This window comes from Salinicoccus sp. Bachu38, assembly GCF_038561955.2.
Lineage (GTDB): Bacteria > Bacillota > Bacilli > Staphylococcales > Salinicoccaceae > Salinicoccus > Salinicoccus bachuensis.
The window spans coordinates 1017644-1039748 of record NZ_CP138333.2; the positions used below are offsets into that span (position 1 = coordinate 1017644).

At 52.5% G+C, this 22105-nt stretch carries 21 protein-coding genes; 18 read left to right on the forward strand and 3 right to left on the reverse strand.

Translation table 11 applies throughout. The features are described 5' to 3' along the window. Positions 1-24: 24 nt before the first annotated feature. The 10 genes from rnc (at position 25) to rplS (ending at position 9455) form a co-directional block, all read left to right on the forward strand. The gene (gene rnc, locus RQP18_RS05055) at positions 25-792 is read left to right on the forward strand and encodes a ribonuclease III (protein WP_373446160.1); all 768 of its coding nucleotides are present in this window, start codon (positions 25-27) and stop codon (positions 790-792) included. Continuing rightward, entirely contained in the window at positions 792-4346 is a 3555-nt protein-coding gene (smc, locus tag RQP18_RS05060) for a chromosome segregation protein SMC (protein ID WP_342389073.1), read from the forward strand. The genes rnc and smc overlap by 1 nt, the downstream gene beginning before the upstream one ends. Then, the gene (gene ftsY / locus RQP18_RS05065) at positions 4343-5467 is read left to right on the forward strand and encodes a signal recognition particle-docking protein FtsY (RefSeq protein WP_342389074.1); all 1125 of its coding nucleotides are present in this window, start codon (positions 4343-4345) and stop codon (positions 5465-5467) included. The genes smc and ftsY overlap by 4 nt, the downstream gene beginning before the upstream one ends. Then, positions 5418-5795, forward strand: coding sequence for a putative DNA-binding protein (locus tag RQP18_RS05070; RefSeq protein WP_342389075.1), 378 nt, complete (start codon positions 5418-5420; stop codon positions 5793-5795). The genes ftsY and RQP18_RS05070 overlap by 50 nt, the downstream gene beginning before the upstream one ends. Before the next feature lie 12 nt (positions 5796-5807). Next, on the forward strand, positions 5808-7154 hold the full coding sequence (gene ffh / locus RQP18_RS05075; RefSeq protein ID WP_342389076.1) for a signal recognition particle protein: 1347 nt from the start codon (positions 5808-5810) through the stop codon (positions 7152-7154). 97 nt (positions 7155-7251) lie between these two features. Continuing rightward, on the forward strand, positions 7252-7527 hold the full coding sequence (rpsP, locus tag RQP18_RS05080; RefSeq protein WP_031548558.1) for a 30S ribosomal protein S16: 276 nt from the start codon (positions 7252-7254) through the stop codon (positions 7525-7527). A gap of 6 nt (positions 7528-7533) precedes the next feature. After that, the gene (locus tag RQP18_RS05085; RefSeq protein WP_031548560.1) at positions 7534-7761 is read left to right on the forward strand and encodes a KH domain-containing protein; all 228 of its coding nucleotides are present in this window, start codon (positions 7534-7536) and stop codon (positions 7759-7761) included. 56 nt (positions 7762-7817) lie between these two features. Continuing rightward, complete coding sequence (rimM, locus tag RQP18_RS05090) at positions 7818-8312, forward strand: ribosome maturation factor RimM (protein WP_342389077.1); 495 nt, start codon at positions 7818-7820, stop codon at positions 8310-8312. Then, positions 8309-8980: a tRNA (guanosine(37)-N1)-methyltransferase TrmD gene (gene trmD / locus RQP18_RS05095; RefSeq protein WP_342389078.1), complete on the forward strand. Its 672-nt coding sequence runs from the start codon at positions 8309-8311 to the stop codon at positions 8978-8980. The genes rimM and trmD overlap by 4 nt, the downstream gene beginning before the upstream one ends. A 127-nt stretch (positions 8981-9107) precedes the next feature. After that, positions 9108-9455 (forward strand): 50S ribosomal protein L19, encoded by a 348-nt coding sequence (gene rplS / locus RQP18_RS05100; RefSeq protein WP_031548565.1) that lies wholly within the window; start codon positions 9108-9110, stop codon positions 9453-9455. A gap of 49 nt (positions 9456-9504) precedes the next feature. Here rplS and RQP18_RS05105 read toward each other — a convergent pair whose 3' ends face one another. From RQP18_RS05105 to RQP18_RS05115, 3 genes are read right to left on the reverse strand one after another with little or no spacing between them, the layout of a single operon-like run. Then, the gene (locus tag RQP18_RS05105; protein WP_342389079.1) at positions 9505-12120 is read right to left on the reverse strand and encodes a YfhO family protein; all 2616 of its coding nucleotides are present in this window, start codon (positions 12118-12120) and stop codon (positions 9505-9507) included. Positions 12121-12124: 4 nt separating this feature from the next. After that, positions 12125-12511 (reverse strand): GtrA family protein, encoded by a 387-nt coding sequence (locus RQP18_RS05110; RefSeq protein WP_342389080.1) that lies wholly within the window; start codon positions 12509-12511, stop codon positions 12125-12127. Then, positions 12486-13442, reverse strand: a complete 957-nt coding sequence (locus RQP18_RS05115; RefSeq protein ID WP_342389081.1) for a glycosyltransferase family 2 protein — start codon at positions 13440-13442, stop codon at positions 12486-12488. Before RQP18_RS05115 ends, RQP18_RS05110 begins: the two co-directional genes overlap by 26 nt. Before the next feature lie 109 nt (positions 13443-13551). On the opposite strand from RQP18_RS05115, the gene ylqF reads away from it, so the two are divergent. The 8 genes from ylqF to hslV all read left to right on the forward strand — a co-directional run bounded on the left by ylqF (position 13552) and on the right by hslV (position 22102). Beyond that, a complete protein-coding gene (gene ylqF / locus RQP18_RS05120; RefSeq protein ID WP_342389082.1) occupies positions 13552-14406 on the forward strand; it encodes a ribosome biogenesis GTPase YlqF in 855 nt (284 codons plus the stop codon). Further along, positions 14403-15167, forward strand: a complete 765-nt coding sequence (locus tag RQP18_RS05125; protein WP_342389083.1) for a ribonuclease HII — start codon at positions 14403-14405, stop codon at positions 15165-15167. The genes ylqF and RQP18_RS05125 overlap by 4 nt, the downstream gene beginning before the upstream one ends. A gap of 81 nt (positions 15168-15248) precedes the next feature. Beyond that, positions 15249-16418, forward strand: a complete 1170-nt coding sequence (gene sucC / locus RQP18_RS05130) for an ADP-forming succinate--CoA ligase subunit beta (protein ID WP_342389084.1) — start codon at positions 15249-15251, stop codon at positions 16416-16418. Between the two features lie 17 nt (positions 16419-16435). Then, the gene (gene sucD, locus RQP18_RS05135; RefSeq protein ID WP_342389085.1) at positions 16436-17344 is read left to right on the forward strand and encodes a succinate--CoA ligase subunit alpha; all 909 of its coding nucleotides are present in this window, start codon (positions 16436-16438) and stop codon (positions 17342-17344) included. Between the two features lie 153 nt (positions 17345-17497). After that, positions 17498-18295 carry a DNA-processing protein DprA gene (gene dprA, locus RQP18_RS05140; RefSeq protein WP_342389086.1) on the forward strand — a complete coding sequence of 266 codons (798 nt, stop codon included), beginning with the start codon at positions 17498-17500 and terminating at the stop codon, positions 18293-18295. 105 nt (positions 18296-18400) lie between these two features. Beyond that, entirely contained in the window at positions 18401-20467 is a 2067-nt protein-coding gene (gene topA, locus RQP18_RS05145) for a type I DNA topoisomerase (protein WP_342389087.1), read from the forward strand. A gap of 209 nt (positions 20468-20676) precedes the next feature. Then, the gene (gene xerC / locus RQP18_RS05150) at positions 20677-21558 is read left to right on the forward strand and encodes a tyrosine recombinase XerC (RefSeq protein ID WP_342389088.1); all 882 of its coding nucleotides are present in this window, start codon (positions 20677-20679) and stop codon (positions 21556-21558) included. Between the two features lie 4 nt (positions 21559-21562). Then, a complete protein-coding gene (gene hslV / locus RQP18_RS05155; protein ID WP_342389089.1) occupies positions 21563-22102 on the forward strand; it encodes an ATP-dependent protease subunit HslV in 540 nt (179 codons plus the stop codon). Positions 22103-22105 lie beyond the last annotated feature (3 nt).

Sequence of the window (22105 nt, forward strand, 5' to 3'; positions counted from 1 at the left end):
TGAATGGAATGGGAGGCGGAAATGATGACATTCAATGAAATAGAACAACGGATCAGAAAGGACAGGCATGCAAAGCGCGGACTTGAAAAATTCCGTGGGGCATTCCAGTCATTCGTCAAAAGGACCGGCATAACAATCGATGACGAGGGGCTGTATATCCAGGCGTTCATGCACAGTTCCTATATAAATGATCTGCAGATGGACAAGATATACAATAACGAACGGTTGGAATTCCTCGGCGATGCTGTACTAGAATTGATGGTTTCAGATTATATATACAATCGCTTCCAGAGCCTGCCGGAAGGCGACCTGACCAAGCTCAGGGCCAATATAGTATGTGAACCCTCACTTGTAGTATTCGCATCCAAACTTGAAATGCAGCCGCTGATCCTGCTTGGCAGGGGGGAGGAGAAGACCGGCGGCAGGGGACGCCCGTCGATCGTCTCCGACACATTCGAAGCGTTCCTCGGTGCCCTCTACCTCGACCGGGGGACCGACGAGGCACGGCAGTTCCTCGAACGGCATGTCTTTCCCGAGGTCCAAAACAGCGACTACAACGCGGTCATCGACTACAAGACGGGACTTCAGGAGAAGATGCACAAGACCGAGCGGAAAAGTGTGGAATATCAGCTGCTTGAAGCCACCGGGCCGAGCCATGACAAGACGTTTGTCACAGGTGTATTTGCGGATGGCGACATGATCGGCAGAGGCGCCGGCCGGTCCAAAAAGGAATCGGAGCAGAAGGCGGCACAGCATGCCTTGAGTGAAATGGAGAATAGGGAGAAGCGCTGATGGTATATTTGAAGGCAATAGAAGCACACGGTTTCAAATCATTTGCGGATAAGGTGAACATCAAATTCGATGCCGGCGTCACTGCAGTGGTCGGCCCCAACGGCAGCGGGAAAAGCAACATCACCGATGCGATACGCTGGGTGCTGGGTGAGCAGTCCGCCCGCTCCATCCGCGGCGTCAAGATGGAGGATGTCATATTCAACGGTACATCGGGCAGGAAGCCGATGAATTTTGCGTTCGTCAGGCTGGTGCTCGACAACCGTTCGAAGACACTCCAGCTCGATGCGGAAGAAGTGCACATCACACGGAAACTCTACCGCAATGGTGACAGTGAATACTACATCAATAATGAGAAGAGCCGCCTCAAGGAGATCAATGAGCTTTTCCTGGATTCCGGTCTCGGCAGGAACGCATACAACATCATTTCACAGGGCGAAGTGGACGAGGTGCTGAAGGCGAAGCCCGACCAGCGTCGCGGGCTCATCGAAGAGGCTGCAGGGGTGATGAAGTACAAGCTGCGCAAAAAGGAGTCCGAGAAACGGCTTGAAGATACGGCAGCAAACCTCAGCCGCGTCCACGACATCATCCATGAACTCGAATCGAGGGTGGGCAGGCTGGAGAAGGAAAGTGCAAATGCCAAGGAATACCTTGCCCTGAAAGAGGAGATGCGCCATAGTGATATCGAAGTGACGGTCTATGACCTGAATGCACTGATGGGTCTGCTTGAAGCGGAGGAGAAGGCGCTTTCGGAAACGGAGGGGCATATCGAACAGAACCGCCGGAAGCTTGCGGAAACCGAACGCCGCATGGCCGAAGTGGCGGAAAAAAGGGATGCCCACGACCGCCGGAACCGGGAGCTGAACCGTGAACTTGTGGAACTGTCCAAAAAACTGGAACAGACCAATGGCCGCATCGCGCTGTACAATGAACGCAGGAACAACCGGGGGCAGGCGAGCGAAGACCTCTCCCAGCGTCTGGCATCTGCAGAACAGCGCCGGGATGGCGTACGCGCCCGGCAGGCGGAGGCCGAGGAGAACCTCACACAGCTGAAACGTACAGCAGAGCGACTCGGACAGGCTTTGAAGGAGACGGAGAATGAACGCCGGGAGCTGCTCGAGGACCAGAGTGAAGAGATCGAAAAGCTGAAGGACCAGTATTATGACCTGATGGTCGAGAAGACGACGCTCGAGAATGAACATCGACGTGCAGAAACGGAGAAGGAGCGGCTGGATGACAGCATCCGCCAGAAGTCGGAACGTCTGCGGTCGCTGAAGGCGTCCCAGGAAGGGGAGACCAGGACCTCCAGGCAGCTTCAGGAGAAGCATGAAAAGCTCAAAGTGGAACTCTCTTCCACACGGACAGCCTACAGGGAAGCGAAGGAAAGCCTGCAGGCGCTCGAGGCACAGTATGACAGGGAGAAGGAGAACCTGGATACGGCCAGACGGTATATAGAACAGCAGTCGTCGAAGCTTGAGATGCTGACCGCCATGCAGAACGAATACCGCGGGTACTATCCAGGCGCCCGCTTCATCCTCAAAAACCGGAAGGATCCGGATGGCATCGTCGGCTCCGTCGGGGAACTGCTTTCCGCAGAAAGCCGGTATGTCAAAGCACTGGATACGGCACTGGGGGCACAATCCCAGAACATCGTCACACAGGATGAGGATAGTGCCAAGCGCGCCATAAGGCGCCTGAAGGATGCCAAAGCCGGCTTTGCAACCTTCCTCCCGGCCGACATCATCCGTCATAAGCACATCCATTCCGATATCCGGGAGATTCTCAGCCGCTCGTCGATCGATGCGGAAGTGATGTCGGAAGTGGTCGGATATGAAGCGGATATAGACAACATCGTCTCCCATCTGCTCGGCACGACACTCGTCACCGCGACGGTGGATGAAGCGGCGGTACTGGCAAGGGAGATCCGCCATAGGCTGCGCATCGTCACACTGGATGGCGAGACGATCATGCCCGGCGGTGCCATGTCGGGCGGTTCCAAAAACTCCAAAAGTTCCATCATCGAAAGCCAGCGCGAACATCTCGAAACGAAACAGAAGCTTGAAGCCTACCGGAAGCGTACGGCTGAAATCGAAAAGTCCGTCAAGGCCCTTGGCGAAAGGCTGGCTGACCATATGGTGGAATATGAGCGGCTGGAGTCTGCGGGCAGGGAACTGTCTGAACAGAATGATGCAGTCGAAAGTGAACGCAGGCGTCTCGAATACCAGCTCGAGGCAAGGCAGGAGAACATATCGCTGCTCGAAGCGGAGCTCGAGACCCATGATGCTGCAGGCGGAGACGAAGATTATGCCGAACGCATCAGGAGAGCTGATGAAGCCCTTGAAGCGCTCGATGCACGCATCCGGAGAATGAGTGCGTCCGACAAGGACAAGAAGGAGACGCTCCGTCAGCTGACGGATGAGAGCCGTGCCATGGAAAGGGAATACGCGACGGTCAGGGAGCGCCTTGCCCATGGCGAAGACGAAACGGAGCGGCTGGCCGCGGAACTCGAGGAGGCAAGCGGGCTGGTGGAGGATATCGTCAGCCAGCAGCGGCTGGTCGAACAGGATCTCGGCAGCATTGATGTGGATGCGCTGGAAGCCGAAAGGGAGGAACTCTCAGTCCGGGTCGAGCGCCTCCATGAAGCGACGGAAGAAGCGGCAACACTTCAGCATGAGATGAAAAGGGAGTATAATATACTGCAGGAGACAAAAGCTGCATATCTGAAACAGCTGGATGAGCTGCAGGAAGGACTGCGCCAGCATACCGGCAGGAAGGAAAAGCTGGACGTGCAGATCGAACAGAAGATCGAATATCTGTCGGAAACATACAAAACGACGTATGATAGGGCCAAAGAGGAATATCGGGACTTTGCCAATATCGATCAGAAGAGGATGAAGATATCCCTGAACAGGAAGAGCATCGAAGAGCTTGGGCCTGTAAACCTCGGCGCCATCGAGGAGTTCGACCGGGTGAATGAACGCTACCAGTTCCTGAAATCCCAGGAGAATGATCTGCTCGAGGCCAGGGGCACACTGCTCGAAGTCATTGAAGAAATGGACGAGGCCGTGGCCATCCGCTTCCAATCCTCATTCGAACAGATCAACCAGCATTTCGGTGAAGTATTCAGCACAATGTTCGGCGGCGGTCAGGCGGAACTCAGGTTGACCGAACCCGGAAACTATCTGGAGTCGGGGGTCGAAATCTATGCACAGCCACCGGGCAAGAAGCTGTCCACACTCTCCCTCCTGTCGGGAGGCGAACGTGCATTGACAGCCATCAGCCTGCTCTTCAGCCTTCTGAAAGTGCGTGCGAGTCCATTCATCATACTGGATGAAGTGGAGGCGGCACTCGATGAAGCGAACGTCATCCGCTATGCCCGGTATCTGAAGCAGCTGGCCTCAGACACCCAGTTCATCGTCATCACCCACCGCAAGGGGACGATGGAGGAGAGCGACCGGCTGTTTGGCGTGACGATGCAGGAACGCGGCGTGAGCCAGCTGATCAGCGTGGATCTGAAAGAATACGAAGATAATATCAGAGAGGAAGAGACAGTGTGAGCTTTTTAAAACGACTGAAAGATAAATTCCAGCCCAAAACCGATCAGCCCCAATCTGAAGAACAGGAATCGCTCGCGTCCCAGAGCGAAGCCCTGGATGACGGGCTGATCAGCATAGAAGAGTTCGAGGAATGGGAACAGGAGCAGATCGGCTATAAATTCAAGGCCGGACTCGAAAAGAGCCGGGAGAAGTTCCAGAATGAAATCAATGAACTGATGGCGCGCTACCGTACAGTCGATGAAGATTTCTTCGAAGCCTTGGAAGAAGTGCTGATTTCGGCCGACGTCGGCTTCAATACGGTGATGGAGCTCACCGATGAACTCCGTCACGAGGCGAAGGTGAAGAACATTACGGAAACTGCCGATCTCAGGGAGACGATCGTCGAAAAGATGGTCGAAATCTATGAGCGCAATGACGACCTGCCCGAAACGGTGAATATGCAGGAAGATGAACTCACTGTCATCCTCGTCGTCGGTGTCAACGGCGTCGGTAAGACGACGAGCATCGGCAAGCTTGCCCACAAGTACAGGCAGGAAGGCAAAAGTGTCATGCTGGCCGCCGGGGACACATTCCGTGCAGGGGCGATCAACCAGCTGCAGATATGGGGTGACCGTGTCGGCGTCGATGTCATCCGCCAAGCGGAGGGCAGTGATCCCGCAGCGGTGATGTTCGATGCCGTCAATGCAGCGAAAAAACGCAACGCGGATGTGCTGATCTGCGATACCGCCGGTCGTCTCCAGAATAAGGGCAACCTGATGAATGAGCTGTCAAAAATCAAGAAGGTCATCCAGAAAGTCGTTCCAAGCGCACCGCATGAATCCCTGCTCGTACTGGATGCGACGACCGGGCAGAATGCGCTGAGCCAGGCAAAGGCATTCAAGGAGGTCACGGACGTTTCAGGCATCGTCCTGACCAAGCTCGACGGTACGGCCAAGGGGGGCATCGTCCTTGCGATCAAGAACGAACTGGGCATCCCGGTGAAGTTCGTCGGCCTCGGCGAGCAGCTGGATGATCTCCAGGAATTCAGTGCCGAGAACTATGTATACGGACTGTTTGCCGATATGATCTCCAATGCCGCGGAGGAAGCGGACGCCAAAGAGGAAGGTGACAGGAGTGATTGAGGGTCTCGAGCGCACGATGCGCATGAACTATCTCTATGACTTCTATCATACGCTGCTGACGGACAAGCAGCGCAAGTATATAGAACTCTACTATCTGGAGGATTTCGCCTTCAGTGAGATCGCCGAAGAACTTGAAGTGACAAGGCAGGCGGTATATGATAATTTAAAGCGGTCGAAGGATCTCCTGGAGCACTATGAGGAGAATCTGGGCATGTATAAAAATTTTGTGTCGAGACAGTCCCTGATGAAACGTCTGAGGGAGAAGCTTGACCATTACGGAGATAAAGAAATCGCAATAATTTTAGATGAGCTTGAAGCGCTCGATTAGGAGGAGAAGATTATGGCTTTTGAAGGTTTAGGAGAACGCCTCCAAGCGACAATGGACCGCATAAAGAGCAAGGGGAAGGTCACAGAATCCGATGTGAAGGTGATGATGCGTGAAGTCCGTCTTGCACTGCTCGAAGCAGACGTCAACTTCAAGGTCGTCAAGCAGTTCGTCAACCAGGTGAAGGAGCGGGCACTGGGGTCGGACGTGATGCAGTCGCTGACTCCCGGCCAGCAGGTCATCAAGATCGTCAAGGAAGAGCTGACCGAGCTGATGGGTGGAGAGAACCAGAAGATCACCCTCGCTAACAAGCCGCCGACCGTCATCATGATGGTGGGCCTGCAGGGTGCAGGTAAAACGACGACAGCAGGGAAACTCGCCCTGCATCTGCGCAAGAATTTCAACAAGAAGCCGATGCTCGTGGCCGGCGATATCTATCGTCCCGCAGCCATCGATCAGCTGGAGACTGTCGGCAGGCAGATCGACGTACCGGTGTTCTCACTTGGAGACCAGGTCAAGCCGCAGCAGATCGTCACAGAAGCGATGGATCATGCCAAGGCGGAGCATCTGGATACGGTCATCATCGATACGGCAGGCCGTTTGCATATCGATGAGAACCTCATGAATGAACTCAAGGACATCAAGAAGATAGCAGATCCGCATGAAATCATGCTCGTCGTCGATGCGATGACCGGGCAGGATGCCGTCAACGTTGCAGAATCGTTCAATGAACTGCTCGACATCACGGGCGTCACGTTGACGAAACTCGACGGGGATACACGTGGTGGGGCAGCGCTCTCCATCCGTTCCGTCACTGAGAAGCCGATCAAATTCGTCGGTATGTCGGAGAAGATGGATGGACTGGAAGCATTCCACCCGGATCGCATGGCTCAGCGCATACTCGGCATGGGCGATGTGCTCTCCATCATCGAGAAGGCCCAGGCGAATGTGGACGAAACGGATCAGAAGGAGCTCGAGAAGAAGATCAAGGACCAGAGCTTCACACTGGATGATTTCCTGGCCCAGATGGACCAGGTGAAGGATCTCGGCCCGCTGGATGAACTGCTGAAGATGATGCCTGGGGCCAACAAGATCAAGGGGCTCGACAAGATGCAGATGAGCGGCAAGGAAATCGATCACGTCCAGGCGATCATCCGCTCCATGACGATGCAGGAGCGTGAAAACCCATCCGTCATCAATGCAAGCCGCAAGAAAAGGATAGCGAGAGGTTCGGGCCGCAGTCTGCAGGAAGTCAACCGTCTGCTCAAGCAGTTCAACGAGATGAAGAAGATGATGAAGCAGATGACCAGTCAGAAGGGCAAGAAGAAGAATCCATTCGGAAACATGGGCTTGCCGTTCTAAAATCGAAACTCTGTAAAGGAAAAGGTCTTTACAGAGTTTTTTCTATCTGTTATAGTAGTAAAAGTGAAATTGAGAAATTGGAAGGAGCTAATATAACATGGCAGTTAAACTCAGATTGACACGCATGGGTTCAAATAAGAAACCTTACTACCGTATCGTCGTTGCGGATTCCCGCAGCCCAAGGGACGGTCGTATCATCGAACAGATCGGTTCATACAACCCGGTTACAAAAAATGATGACAACGTAACACTGGACGAGGACAAAGCACTTGAATGGTTGCAGAATGGTGCAAAACCAAGTGATACAGTACGTAACATCCTCAGCCAAAAAGGTGTTATGGAACGTTATCATAATGCAAAGCACGGGAAATAATCCCGGATGAAACAATTGCTTCAAACAATTCTTGAACCGATGCTTGAACATCCCGAGGCGCTTGAGATCGAAGTGGAGGAAACGAAATACAACGTTTCCTATAAGATCAGGGTCCATGAGGACGATGTCGGCCGTGTGATCGGCAAGCGTGGCCGCATGATCAAGGCGGTGCGCACAATCATGTCGAATGCGAATCACGGCAGTTCAAAGAAAGTGTTTGTTGATGTCGATTAGGCACACCGGGTGGTGTGCCTTTTTTGTATCATCCCATTACCGTAAGGAGGCATATAATGAAAATCAGTATCGGCCGTCTTGTCAATTTCCATGGTGTCCGCGGGGAAGTCAAAGTGATGAGTGACTCCGATTTCGCAGAATCAAGATTCTCACCCGGCAGCACTGTGGAAGTGGACGGCACAGACTATATAATCGAAAGCTATCGCACCCATAAGAATTTCCACATGCTGAAGTTCGAAGGTGTTGGAAACATCAATGAAGTGGAGCACCTGAAGGGTGCTGAAATCATCCAGGAAGTGGATGCAGTGGAGATTCCCCTGGCTGAAGGGGAGTACCACTACCGGGAGATCATCGGGCTCGAGGTGAAGCTTGAGGACAGCCTTGAGGTGATCGGCACAATTGAGGACATATTCGAGACAGGGGCCAATGATGTTTGGGTGGTCAAAGGCGAAAAGCAGTACATGGTCCCATATATAGAAGATGTGGTGAAGGATGTCGACCTTGAGCAGGGTCATGTCATCATCCATCCGATGGAGGGGCTGCTGGAGTGAACATTCATTATTTGACGCTGTTCCCTGAAATGTATGAAGGTGTGCTCGGCACATCCATCCTCGGGCGTGCGAAGGAGAAGGGCATCGTGGACTACCATACGGTGAATTTCCGGGACTATTCCGGAAACAAGCACAACAAGGTGGATGACTATCCGTATGGCGGGGGTGCCGGAATGGTGCTGAAACCGGAGCCCGTCTTCAATGCGATGGACGCGATGGACCTCGAGAATCCCAGGGTCATCCTGATGTGCCCGCAGGGCCGGCCGTTCGACCAGAAGATGGCCGAGGAGCTGAGCCAAGAGGAGGACATCGTCTTCATCTGCGGCCACTACGAGGGATATGATGAACGCATCCGTACGCTGGTGACGGATGAAGTGTCGATCGGCGACTACGTGCTTACCGGCGGCGAGCTGGCAAGCATGACGATGACCGATGCCATCGTGCGCCTGATCCCGGGCGTGCTCAGCCGTGAGGAAAGCCACCAGGAGGACTCCTTCAGCACGGGACTGCTCGAACACCCGCATTATACGAGGCCCCGGGAATACCGGGGCATGGAAGTGCCTGAAGTGCTTCTGAACGGCAACCATAAGCTGATTGAAGAGTGGCGCCGTGAGGAAAGCATGAAGCGGACCCGTGAAAGAAGGCCCGACCTGCTCGAAGGCGAGTAGACAGGTTTCATTTTACCCGTTGAAAGCGCGGGAGTATTATGGTAATATTATACGAGTGTCAAGGACACATATACACAATCATCCGCTGCTATGATGGGCAAGATAATTGGAAGAAGGAGAAGATAACATGTCACAGCAATTAATCAATGAGCTGACAAAAGAACAGCTTAAAACTGATCTGCCGGACTTCAAAGCCGGAGATACAGTACGTGTACACGTACGTATCGTCGAGGGCTCACGCGAGCGTATCCAGGTCTTCGAAGGTGTAGTAATCAAACGTCGCGGAGGCGGCATTTCCGAAACGTTTACAGTACGTAAGATCTCTTACGGTGTAGGTGTTGAGCGTACCTTCCCGGTACACACGCCTAAAATCGAAAAGATCGAAGTGACACGCCGTGGTCGTGTACGTCGTGCGAAACTCTACTACCTGCGTAACCTGCGCGGTAAAGCTGCACGTATCAGAGAAATCCGATAGAACCACGAAAATCGCCTGACAGTTTGACTGTCAGGCGATTTTTTTCTGTCTATTTCCTTTTTGGACCGAGGCGCCTTCTGAGGCTGAAGACATCCAGGTAGATGAGGCTGGCGAGAATGGAGAGGATGCTGATGGCGAGTGTCAGCCAGTAGTATGGCGGTGAGTAGGAGAACGTGATGATGCGGTCCTCCTCCACGGTCTCAAAACCGGTCATCAGGTAGTTCGTCCGGAAGGACTTCAGTTCTCCTGACACATTCCCCGAGACCGTCATGCCGTCGCGATATATGATCGGCACGGAAGCGATGCCGGCACGCGGTTCGGCAAGTTCAACTTCGTATGAATTCGCATGCGCTTCCACAGTATATTCGGGATCCTGCTCCAGGCTTTCCTGTTCGAGCACTTCGTAGTCCTCGGTGTAGATGCCCTGTATATCGACTGCATATCTGCCTTCCGGGAAGGTGATGGGTACGCTATCCTTCAGTTCGACACGGTACAGCAGGTCATCTGCATATGTCCGGTATTTGCTCGAGGCGAACAGCCTTTCATTCGGGTAGCCGTCGACATTGATGGTGAACCGCTTTTCGGGTTCGATCAGCTCGACGTGCATTTCGATGTAGACATCAGTATCTTCAGGCATGCCGGCGAAGGCATCGAAATTGAAGTTCAATCCGCCGCCGGCTTCCCCGACTTCCAGGATGCCGTCCGTATATGCAGCATTCTCCGTTTCGACACCCACTTCATCCAGACGGTTTTCGGGCGGTTCGGGTGCCGCCGTCGGTGCGAGCGCCTCCGTCACCGCCCCCTGCAGCATCGCATGCTCCCTGTGCAGCGGATGCACGAGGTCATCCGGGTCATACACCTCGGAAGCATATCTGATGAAGGGGAGCGGCGCTTCATTTTCATATACCGTATAGGTGCCGTCCGACAATATTGGAGTGAACTTCGAAGGGATTCCGTATGCCTCGTCCTGCCGCATCATGTAGTCCACATTGAACAGGGAGAACAGGTTGCTCCTCGTCTGGAAGCTCGAATATCGGCTGATTGACTCGTACCGGATGTTCACCTTCAGCTCATTGTAGTAGAAGTCGATGATGTTGCCGTCGATGATGCTGGAATAGATGCTCGTCCCGCTGAAGTCCATGTACATGGGTGTATTGTCCTGTTCCCTGACCTTATAGTCGATCTTCTGTTCCGGTGCCTTGAGTCCTTTTATCTCTTCGATGCTGTATTCCTGCCGGTCGCTCGCGTAGTGGTTGCTGTTGATGTAGAACAGGTGGTTGCGGTCGGTGATGCCGTCATGGTAGATCTGAGTATTCGTATGGGACGCGCTGACCATCATAGTGAAGATGACAATCAGTGCAGCGTATATGCCTGAAGCCAGCTGACGCTTTGATCCTGTCAGCAGCACGAGTCCCACCACGTGGATTACGGGGATCAGGGGGACCCAGACGACCATCTCCCCCTTGAGGTAGATGGAGACGGCCATGATGACATATACCGGGATCAGGCTCATGAGGTACTGCCTGGCACCAATTTCCCTGAAGCGCGACAGGTACTGTGCGATGAGTACGGCATGGAAGAACACGAGCATGTAGTGCCAGCGTTTCTGCGGCTGCTGGAAGCCGTTGAAGAACATGTCGATGTAGGGCGACAGTGTGAACAGCATGAAAATGATGGTCAGTATCGCAAAAAGCCTGTAGAAATAGCGGTCATACAGCTGTCTCGTGAACAGGGCCTGGACGGCGAGGAACAGGATGATGACGAGATAGTTTTCATAGAAGATGTTATCCTGCCAGCCGAGATCTTCAAACAGCGGCACATCGACTTCGTACTCCCTGTCGTCGTTGTTCAGAAACCCGCGGACGGCATGGAAGAATGCAGCGGCTGAAATGCCGGCCCCGAGAAGTGCGGAAGGGATGGCGAGCTTCAGCGTCTCCGTGCGGGGCAGGTCGCCTTTGCGGATGAAGATGAGCCGGACCACAAGATAGATGAGTGCGATGATCAGCTGATAGTAGGCAAAATAGAAGTTGTTGATCAGCGTGACGGCGACGGCGAATACGAAGAGGCCGGGCTTTCTTTTTCGAATCAGCAGTTCCAGCGCCCACAGTGTAAGCGGAAGCCAGATGAATACATCGCTGAAGAACGACCAGAATATCGTGAATCTGAAGTAGGTCGGCGAGGCGGCGAAGATGAAGCCGCCGAGTATCGCGGGAACCGGCCTGACTCCAATGCTCCCCAGGAAGCGGTATGTAAAGTAGATGATGAGGAATGATTTCAGGATTGATATGAAGAATGCATTCTGCGCCCAGAAATCGATGGTGGACGGGTCGAATCCCATGATCAGCTCCCCGGTCCTGACGAAGATGATATTCATATAGTAGATGATGTTCGTCGAATAGTAGTAGGCGAGATCCGTATAGAAATCGCCGCCGAGGCCAAAGTCCATATCATAGAACCATGTGCCCTCCCTGAACTGTTCATACAGGTAGAGCTGCATCGGCAGCATCTGCTCCAGACCGTCGTTGGCGCCGGTCATGAATACTTTGTCCTTCCGGTCTTCCGGCATGATGAAGCGCCATAATACATAAAAGTGGGAAAGGATCGACAGGAAGGCGATGAGTATGAGATGGCGGCATGCATATATTCTGGATTTCAATGTCTGCATCGTATCATCCTTCCTTGTCCTTGAGCACCCACCTGGTGATGCCGTATGTGATCGGTACGGTGATGACCAGTACGGGCAGTGGTGCGAGTATTTCATTCCACTCCCACTGGTCCACCAGAATATACAGCAGCAGCGTCTGCATGCCCATGTTGATGACCTGGGTCAGGGGGAATTTCAGGAATTTGGACAGTGTCGGCCGGACCCGGTAGACCACATAGCAGTTCAGGAAGTAGGAAATGACGAACGCGATGATGAATCCTGCCAGATGCGCGATGATGTAGGGGACGCCGAGTAGGAAGAGCAGGGTATAGGCTGCGTAGTAGTTTGCCGTATTCAATAGGCCGATGGCCACGAAACGTATGAATTCACTGGTGATACTGCTTTGTCTCATGCTGGCCTCCCTGCTCCGCTTCAGATTCGGATGATTCCCTTACGATATACTTGGGCCGGTTTTTGGTCTCGACATAGATGCGGCCGACATATTCGCCGATCATGCCGAGTGAGAACAGCTGGATGCTGCCGAGCAGCAGAAGGCTTGCGATGATGGAGAAATACCCGGGCACCTCGACGCCATTGATGAGGATGTTCACGAACATGTACAGTATATAGGCGATTGATGTCACCAGTACGCCCAACCCGAGATAGAAGCAGATCCTGAGCGGGCGGTGGTTGAATGCACTGATGCCGTCGATTGCGTAGTCCAGAAGTTTCAGGGGGTTGAATGTGGACCTGCCGGATTCGCGGCTGATGTGATCAAATTCAATCACCGTCTTGTTGAAGCCGACCCATTCGAATATCCCTTTTGAAAACCGGTTGTTTTCGCTGAGGAGCAGTATGGCGTCGACCACCTTCCTCGAAATCAGCCTGAAGTCGCCCTCGCCATCGACGAGGCGGACGGTGCTCGTAAAGTTCATCAGCCGGTAGAAGAGGTTGGATGGCAGGCGGCGTGAGAGGGGTTCCCCCGCCCGGTTCCTTTTTGCGACCACCTGGTCGAATCCCGCCTCGAACTGCTCTATCATCTCCGAAATCAGCGATGGGGGGTGCTGCATGTCACCATCCATGATGATCACAGCCTCTCCCTGTGCATTTTCAAGGCCGGCGATGATGGCCGCCTCCTTCCCGAAATTTCTGGAGAATGAGAGGTATCTGACGGGGCTTCCGGCAATGCGCTTCAGTTCATCGAGCGTTCCATCCGTCGATCCGTCGTCGATGAATATGACTTCATACTGCCGATCAAGAACAGTCATGACCGAATCGATTTCAGTGACGAGTCCTGCGATGTTCCCGGCTTCATTGAATACAGGAATAACAATCGAAATCATTTTCCCACCCCCTGTCGTTTTATTAAAGATTGATTGTATTATATAATATGGAAATAAAATAATGAACCCAAACAGGCAAAGACTTATAAATGAATAGGAGCGCTATACAATGAGCATCAACTGGTTTCCAGGACATATGGCAAAAGCAAGAAGGGAAGTCGAGGAGAATCTGAAGAAGGTGGACGTCGTGATCGAGATACTCGATGCACGCATACCGCACTCGAGCCACAACCCGATGATGGATGAAATCACCCAGCACAAGCCGAGGGTCGTCGTGCTGAACAAGGTCGACATGGCCGATCCGAAGGCGACGGAGGCGTGGGTCTCAAAGTTCAAAAGCGAGGGCAAGTATCCCGTCGCGCTCGATGGCAGGAACAACCAGATCATCAAAAAGATCGAACCGCTGGCAGTCAGGGCCACTGCAGACATCTTTGAACGGATGGAGAAGAAGGGCATCGGCAGGCGGGCCATCCGCGCCATGATCATCGGCATACCGAATGTCGGCAAATCAACGGTAATCAACAACATCGCCAGGAAGAAGGGGGCAAAGACGGGGAACACCCCAGGTGTGACGAAACAGCAGCAGTGGATCAAGGCCGGGGAGCGCATGGAACTGCTCGATACCCCAGGAATCCTATGGCCGAAGTTCGAAGATGAAACGACGGGCAGGAAGCTGTCGCTGACGGGTGCCATCAAGGATACGGTCGTCCCTCTGGATGAGGTGGCCATCTATGGCATGGAATTTCTGATGGAGAATGACTTGGAGCGTTTCAACCGCTTCTACAACATCGATGTGTCGCCGGAAGACGGGATCGTGGAGGTGTTCGATGCCATTGGCAGGTCCAGGGGACTCAAGGCCGGCGGCAACGAAATCAACTATGAAGCCGTCACCAACCGTCTGATATATGACATCCGCAACGGCAAGATCGGCAGGTACACATTCGACGTGGTGGAAGGGTCATGAAGACGCTGCGGGAAATAGAAGCGGAACTCTCCGCCTGCACTGCGTTGGATGAGCTCTCCGCCTCCCCGCATGCCGCGGATGGACGCAAAGGGGTGGCGAAACTGCTCGGCAAGCACAGGCGGCGCCTTGAGAAGGAGGCGGTGCTCAGGGAGAAGTTCGAAACCATGAGCCGGTACGAAAAAGAAGTGAAGCAGACCGTCCGTTTTGTCGCCGGGGTGGATGAGGCCGGACGCGGTCCGATCGCCGGGGAAGTGGTGGCCGCTGCAGTCATTCTGCCGGAAGGCTTCCTCCTGCCGGGGCTTGATGATTCCAAGAAGCTTTCCCTCAAAAAACGGCTTGAGTTCCGTGAAATCATCATGCAGGAGGCGGACTATGGCATCGGCATCGCAAGTGTCGGGGAGATCGACACGCTCAATATATACCAGGCAAGCAGGCTCGCCATGGAACGCGCGGTGGCAAGCCTCGGCGAAAAACCCGGACACCTCCTTGTGGATGCGATGACGATTGATGTAGGCATCCCTGAAACTTCAATCATCAAAGGGGACGCGCACTCCGTCTCCATCGCAGCGGCGAGCGTCATCGCCAAGACGGAGCGGGACAGGCGCATGGCGGCATATGACACCATGTACCCGGGATATGGGTTTGCCGCCCACAAGGGGTACGGCACGAAGGACCACCTCGAGGCGCTCGAAGCCCTTGGCCCGTGTGAAATCCACCGGGAAACGTTCGAACCGGTGAAAAACATGGTCCTCACGCAATGAATTTAATCAATGCAGTTTACTTTGATGAATACCTTTTCTATAATTGAAGGGTAAGGTTTAAAAAAGCTTAGGAGGATGAACATGAATATCCATGAGTATCAAGGGAAAGAAATCTTTCGCTCCATGAGCGTAGCTGTGCCCAACGGAAGTGTGGCCTATACACCTGAGGAAGCAGTGGAAGCAGCAAAGACACTCGACTCCGATGTATATGTCGTAAAAGCACAGATCCACGCCGGTGGCCGCGGCAAGGCGGGCGGCGTCAAGATCGCCAAATCACTTGATGAAGTGAGGGAATACGCCAAGGAACTTCTCGGCAAAGTCCTCGTCACACACCAGACTGGTCCGGAAGGCAAGGAAGTCAAGCGTCTCCTGATTGAAGAGGGCTGCGACATCCAGAAGGAATACTACATCGGCTTCGTCATCGATCGTGCGACAGACCGCGTGGTATTGATGGGTTCTGAAGAAGGCGGTACGGAAATCGAGGAAGTTGCTGCTGAAACGCCTGAGAAAATCTTCAAGGAAGTCATCGATCCTGTAGTCGGCCTCATGCCGTACCAGGCGAGAAGACTGGCGTTCAATATCAACATTCCGAAGGAATCCGTGGGCAAAGCAGCCAAACTCATGCTTTCCCTCTATAATGTATTCACAGAAAAGGATTGTTCCATCGTGGAAATCAACCCGCTTGTAACTACAGGCGAGGGAAGTGTACTTGCACTCGATGCGAAAGTCAACTTCGATGCAAATGCACTCTTCAGAAACAAGGATATCGTGGAACTCCGTGACCTGGATGAAGAAGATCCGAAGGAAATCCAGGCCTCCAAATATGATCTTTCATATGTTGCACTGGACGGAAACATCGGCTGCATGGTAAACGGTGCAGGTCTTGCAATGGCAACGATGGATACGATCAACCACTTCGGCGGCAGACCGGCGAACTTCCTCGACGTAGGGGGCGGCGCGACAACGGAAAAGGTGACCGAAGCATTCAAGATCATCCTAGGCGATGAGGGTGTCGAAGGCATCTTCGTCAACATTTTCGGCGGTATCATGAAGTGTGATGTCATCGCTGAAGGTGTAGTCGAAGCCGTCAGGAATGTCGGACTTGAAATTCCACTTGTTGTGCGTCTTGAAGGTACGAATGTGGACAGGGGCAAGGAAATCCTTGCTGAATCCGATTTCGACATCATCCCTGCAAGCACGATGGCTGAAGGTGCCCAGAAGATCATCGAAGCGGTCAACGAAAATAAATAATAACGGAGGAATCTACTGTGGGTGTATTTATTGATAAGGATACGAAAGTCCTAGTTCAAGGTATTACTGGATCAACGGCACTGTTCCATACTAAACAGATGCTGGAATATGGTACTCAGATCGTGGCTGGTGTCACACCAGGCAAAGGCGGCCAGGACGTCGAAGGTGTGCCTGTATTCAATACGGTCGAAGAGGCAAAAGAAAAAACGGGAGCATCCGTCTCCGTCATCTACGTCCCTGCACCATTTGCTGCAGATGCGATCGTGGAATGTGCAGATGCGGAGCTGGATCTCGCCATCTGCATCACTGAGCATATCCCTGTACTCGATATGGTCAAAGTGAAACGCTATCTGGAAGGCAAGAAGACACGCCTTGTCGGCCCAAACTGCCCAGGCGTCATCACTGCAGACGAATGCAAGATCGGCATCATGCCGGGATACATTCATAAGAAGGGCCACGTCGGTGTAGTCAGCCGTTCAGGCACACTGACCTATGAAGCGGTACATCAGCTGACTGAAGCCGGCATCGGCCAGACGACAGCTGTCGGAATCGGCGGCGACCCTGTCAACGGTACGGACTTCATCGATGCGCTGAAAGCATTCAATGAAGACCCTGAAACCGAAGCGGTTGTAATGATTGGTGAAATTGGTGGTACGGCTGAAGAAGAGGCGGCAGAATGGGTCAGGGACAATATGACCAAACCTGTTGTCGGATTCATCGGCGGTGTGACGGCCCCTCCTGGAAAACGCATGGGCCACGCAGGCGCCATCATCTCCGGCGGCAAGGGTACTGCAGACGAAAAGATCAAAACAATGAACGAATGTGGCATTGAAACTGCAGATACTCCGTCTGAAATCGGTGAAACATTGATTTCCCGCATCAAAAAAGAAGATGGTCTCTACGAGAAATGCCTCACTGTAAAATAAATGTTACATGGTTCATGGAACCGGTTGGGAAACACGGAATCTCACATGAGATTCCGTGTTTTTTTGCATTTTATTCCATTATATTTAACTGAATGGTAAACAGGGCGGTGGCCGATTTCTTCTATAATTATAATAATGAACAGGAGGGATCGGATGGATCTATTAAGTTTGAGTTTTGCAGGAGTGACGCCGCACGAATACAAGGTTCTGGCCCATCACGGGAACATGGGGATGACACGCAGGATTCGGGAAAAGGTTTCCCGGGCCGGAAGAATGGATAGAAAGAGGATAACAGGAATGCTCAAAGCAAAGGGGATTGGCCATATCACCATGGAGGACGCGGCATATCCGTCCCTATTGAAACAGATCTACGATCCGCCGCTCGTTCTATATTATCGCGGAGATACCAGTCTGCTCGAAAACCCGATGCTCGGCATCGTCGGCAGCAGAAAGGCGACTGGATATACCCGGCTCGTGCTCCAGAACATCATTCCGGATTTAGGCGGCATGGTGGTCGTCTCGGGGCTTGCCTACGGTGCTGATGACATGGCACACAATGCGGCAATGACGAACGGACTCGGCACGGTGGGGGTGCTCGCTTTCGGTCATGACGTCCATTATCCGCGGAGTACGGCGGGTACGCGGGACAGGATGGAACGGGAAGGACTCGTGATCAGTGAGTATCCGCCGGACGTACAGATAGCCAAATGGCGCTTCGTCGCACGCAACAGAATCATTGCCGGCTTGTCTTCCGGCGTCCTCGTCACCGAAGCGGAGGCGTCGAGCGGCAGTCTGATCACACTGGATATGGCCCTCAATGAGAACCGGAATGCGTACTGCATCCCGGGGAACATCCATGCACCCCAGTCGGCCGGCACAAACGAAAGGCTCCGGGAAGGGGCGAAAATGGTCCTGTCGGGGGCGGATATAATGGAAGATTTCAGAAGCTGATTTTCATGAATACAAGAAAATTTAAAATATATTATAGTTGACAAACAATTTTACTTCACTGTATTATTTGGATTTGAAAACACAAACGAAGGAGGCAATCGGCCTGTGGCAGATAATCTGGTTATTGTAGAATCGCCTGCGAAAGCTAAGACGATAGAAAAATACCTCGGCAAACGATACAAAGTCGTTGCTTCGATGGGTCACGTACGCGATTTGCCTCGCAGTCAAACGGGGATAGACACCGACAACAATTATGAGCCCAAATACATCACCATTCGTGGAAAGGGGCCTCTTCTCAAGGATTTGAAGAAAGAAGCCAAAAAAGCGAAAAAGATATTCTTGGCAAGTGACCCGGACCGCGAAGGCGAAGCAATTGCATGGCACCTGAGCCATGCGCTTGGAGATGACAAGGAATACTACAGGGTGGTATTCAATGAAATTACGAAAGATGCAGTGAAGGAGAGCTTCAAGCATCCCGGAACGATCAATCAGAGGCTTGTGGATGCCCAGCAGGCGCGTCGGATACTCGACCGGCTCGTTGGCTACAACATTTCACCCGTGCTGTGGAAAAAAGTGAAAAAAGGACTGTCGGCAGGGCGTGTCCAGTCTGTAGCACTGAAGATGGTCATCGACCGTGAAAATGAAATCAGAAAGTTCAAGCCTGAAGAATACTGGACGATTACAGGCCTTTTCAAATATGGCAAAAGCAGCTTCGAAGGCAAATTCAACCGGCTCGCCAAGGAAAAGATCAAGCTGAAGGCAAAGGAAGATGTCGATCACGTGCTGTCACAGCTTGAAGGCGACCAGTTCAATGTGGATTCGGTTGAGAAGAAGGAGAAGAAACGCTATCCATCGAAACCGTTCACTACATCCTCCCTCCAGCAGGAAGCTGCAAGGAAGCTGAACTTCAAGGCGCGCAAGACGATGATGGTCGCCCAGCAGCTTTATGAAGGGATAGACATCAAGAAGGCCGGCACAGTGGGTCTGATCACCTATATGAGGACGGATTCCACGAGGATTTCCCCGGTGGCCCAGAAGGAAGCCGTCGACTATATAGAAGAGGAATTCGGCAATAACTTCGTCGGAGCAAAACCTTCCGGGAAAAAGACGGAAGGCAGCCAGGATGCGCACGAGGCAGTACGTCCGACAAGCGCAAACCGGACGCCGGCGAACATGAAGCAGTACCTCTCCCGCGACCAGTACAGACTGTATAAGCTGATCTGGGACCGTTTCATCGCCAGCATGATGGCACCGGCCATTCTGGATACCGTCCGGATGGAACTGTCGAACAACGGTGTCATTTTCAGAAGCAATGGACAGACGATCAAGTTCAAAGGCTTCATGCAGATCTATGTCGAAGGCAGGGACGACGAAGAGGAAGATCTGAACAACCGCCTGCCGGAAATCGCAGAAGGGGAGACGGTCAAGTCGGACAAGATCGATCCGAAACAGCACTTCACCCAGCCGCCGCCGCGATATACGGAGGCCAGGCTTGTAAAGACCCTGGAAGAGCAGGGGATCGGCCGGCCATCCACATATGCGCCGACATTGGACACGATCCAGAAAAGAAATTATGTCAAAATCGATCAGAAACGTTTCATTCCTACCGAACTCGGGGAAATTGTCAACCAGTCGGTGACTCAGTACTTCCCGGATATCATAGATGTGGAATTCACACGGACGATGGAGAAGAGCCTGGATGACATCGCCGAGGGCGAAGCTTCATGGGTTGCGGTCATAGATGATTTCTACAAGGATTTCGAGCCACAGGTGGAACGTGCCGATGAAGAGATGGAAAAAATCGAAATCAAGGACGAACCGGCCGGTGAGGACTGCGAGAAATGCGGTTCGCCGATGGTCTACAAGATGGGGCGCTATGGAAAGTTCATGGCCTGCTCGAACTTCCCGGACTGCCGCAATACAAAGGCGATCGTCAAAACGATCGGCGTAAAATGTCCGAAGTGCAATGAAGGGGATGTCGTCGAGAGGAAATCCAAAAAGAACCGGATCTTCTACGGCTGCGACCGCTATCCGGAATGTGACTTCATTTCCTGGGATCGCCCGATCGGCAGGGACTGTCCGAAATGTGAACACTATCTTGTGGAAACCAAAAAAGGCAAGAAAGCCAAAGTGAAATGTACAAATTGCGATTATGAAGAGAAAGCGGAGTAGTACAGGTACCCATATCCTGATATGGGTATTTTTGTTGGGAAGAGAACAAAATATTATAAATATTCATGTTATTCTGTGTAAATTACAGCCAAATAGGTTATTATATATTATTGGATGCTGAAGAAAATATCGGAACGCCGATGGCAATGGCATCAGTTGATGTATTTTTTGGAATTGTGATAAGATTCTGATAAAAGGGGGGTGGTGGTATGGATCACCTTGGAAATTTCACGGAACAGCTCAAATATCAACGCAACCTTTCATCCCACACAGTCAGCAACTATGAGCGGGATATCGATGAGTTTCTCCGGTTCCTTGGACAGGAGGGGCTGGACATTGAAACTTTCAAGTATATGGATGCAAGAAACTACCTCAACACGCTTTATCAGAAAGAGCTGAAAAAATCTACAGTATCCAGAAAAATATCAGCACTCAGAAGCTTTTACAACTATCTGATCGACAAGGGGGCCTGTACTTCGAATCCGTTTACGAGTCTGCCCAATCCGAAGAAGGAGAAACCTCTGCCAGGCTTTTTGTACGAGAACGAAATACGCAAGCTTTTTGACTCCCTGGATCAGGATTCGAAAATGTATGAACGGGATAGGGCAATCCTGGAGCTGCTGTATGCGACAGGCATGCGCGCTTCCGAACTCCTTGGCCTCACATTGTCCCACATCGATTTCGATCACGGCCTGCTGAAGGTGCGCGGGAAGGGCAACAAGGAGAGGGTGCTGCCTTTCGGCAGCCACGCTTCCCAAGCCATGAAAGACTATATCGACAAGCACCATCAGGCGATCGAAACGAATGGAACTTTATGGATCAATCAGAGGAACGGCCCTCTGACGGACAGGGGGCTCCGGTACGTCATCGATATGATGGTCAAGAAGAGTGCGAGTGATTTCCATCTCCATCCGCACAAGATCAGGCACAGTTTTGCGACCCATATGCTGAACAATGGTGCTGATCTCAGGGCAGTCCAGGAACTGCTCGGCCATGAATCGCTGTCGACCACCCAGAAGTATACCCATGTGTCCAAGGAGCAGCTCAGAAAAACCTATCTCAAGCACCATCCAGCTAATCAGAAGAGGTGAGATCATGGCAATAAAAGGTACAACGATATTCGCCATCCGCCATAAAGACAAGATGGCAATGGCAGGGGACGGCCAGGTGACGCTTGGCAACCAGGTGGTGATGAAGCATTCCGCACGCAAAGTCAGACGCCTTTTCGACGATAAGGTCGTTGCAGGGTTTGCCGGCAGCGTCGCAGATGCTTTCACATTGTTTGAGAAGTTCGAAGCAAACCTGTATGCCTATAATGGCAACCTGACGCGGGCGGCTGTCGAACTTGCCAAGGAATGGAGAGGCGACAAGATCCTCAGGCAGCTTGAAGCCATGCTTATTGTCATGGATAAGGAGACATTGCTGCTGGTCAGCGGTACAGGGGAGGTCATCGAACCGGATGACGGCATCCTTGCCATCGGCAGCGGCGGGAACTTTGCCCTGAGCGCCGGCCGCGCCATGAAGCTTCATGGCGACAGTCTGGATGCTGAAACGATAGCGAAGGACAGCCTGCTCATCGCAAGTGAAATCTGCGTCTTCACAAATGACCATATAATTGTAGAAACGATTGAGTAAAAG

Coding starts and splice junctions, on each gene's coding strand:
- rnc (WP_373446160.1), top strand. CDS start 25: ATGACATTCAATGAAATAGAACAACGGATCAGAAAGGACAGGCATGCA.
- smc (WP_342389073.1), top strand. CDS start 792: ATGGTATATTTGAAGGCAATAGAAGCACACGGTTTCAAATCATTTGCG.
- RQP18_RS05070 (WP_342389075.1), top strand. CDS start 5,418: ATGCCGCGGAGGAAGCGGACGCCAAAGAGGAAGGTGACAGGAGTGATT.
- ffh (WP_342389076.1), top strand. CDS start 5,808: ATGGCTTTTGAAGGTTTAGGAGAACGCCTCCAAGCGACAATGGACCGC.
- rpsP (WP_031548558.1), top strand. CDS start 7,252: ATGGCAGTTAAACTCAGATTGACACGCATGGGTTCAAATAAGAAACCT.
- RQP18_RS05085 (WP_031548560.1), top strand. CDS start 7,534: ATGAAACAATTGCTTCAAACAATTCTTGAACCGATGCTTGAACATCCC.
- rimM (WP_342389077.1), top strand. CDS start 7,818: ATGAAAATCAGTATCGGCCGTCTTGTCAATTTCCATGGTGTCCGCGGG.
- rplS (WP_031548565.1), top strand. CDS start 9,108: ATGTCACAGCAATTAATCAATGAGCTGACAAAAGAACAGCTTAAAACT.
- RQP18_RS05105 (WP_342389079.1), bottom strand. CDS start 12,120: ATGCAGACATTGAAATCCAGAATATATGCATGCCGCCATCTCATACTC.
- RQP18_RS05110 (WP_342389080.1), bottom strand. CDS start 12,511: ATGAGACAAAGCAGTATCACCAGTGAATTCATACGTTTCGTGGCCATC.
- RQP18_RS05115 (WP_342389081.1), bottom strand. CDS start 13,442: ATGATTTCGATTGTTATTCCTGTATTCAATGAAGCCGGGAACATCGCA.
- ylqF (WP_342389082.1), top strand. CDS start 13,552: ATGAGCATCAACTGGTTTCCAGGACATATGGCAAAAGCAAGAAGGGAA.
- RQP18_RS05125 (WP_342389083.1), top strand. CDS start 14,403: ATGAAGACGCTGCGGGAAATAGAAGCGGAACTCTCCGCCTGCACTGCG.
- sucC (WP_342389084.1), top strand. CDS start 15,249: ATGAATATCCATGAGTATCAAGGGAAAGAAATCTTTCGCTCCATGAGC.
- dprA (WP_342389086.1), top strand. CDS start 17,498: ATGGATCTATTAAGTTTGAGTTTTGCAGGAGTGACGCCGCACGAATAC.
- xerC (WP_342389088.1), top strand. CDS start 20,677: ATGGATCACCTTGGAAATTTCACGGAACAGCTCAAATATCAACGCAAC.
- hslV (WP_342389089.1), top strand. CDS start 21,563: ATGGCAATAAAAGGTACAACGATATTCGCCATCCGCCATAAAGACAAG.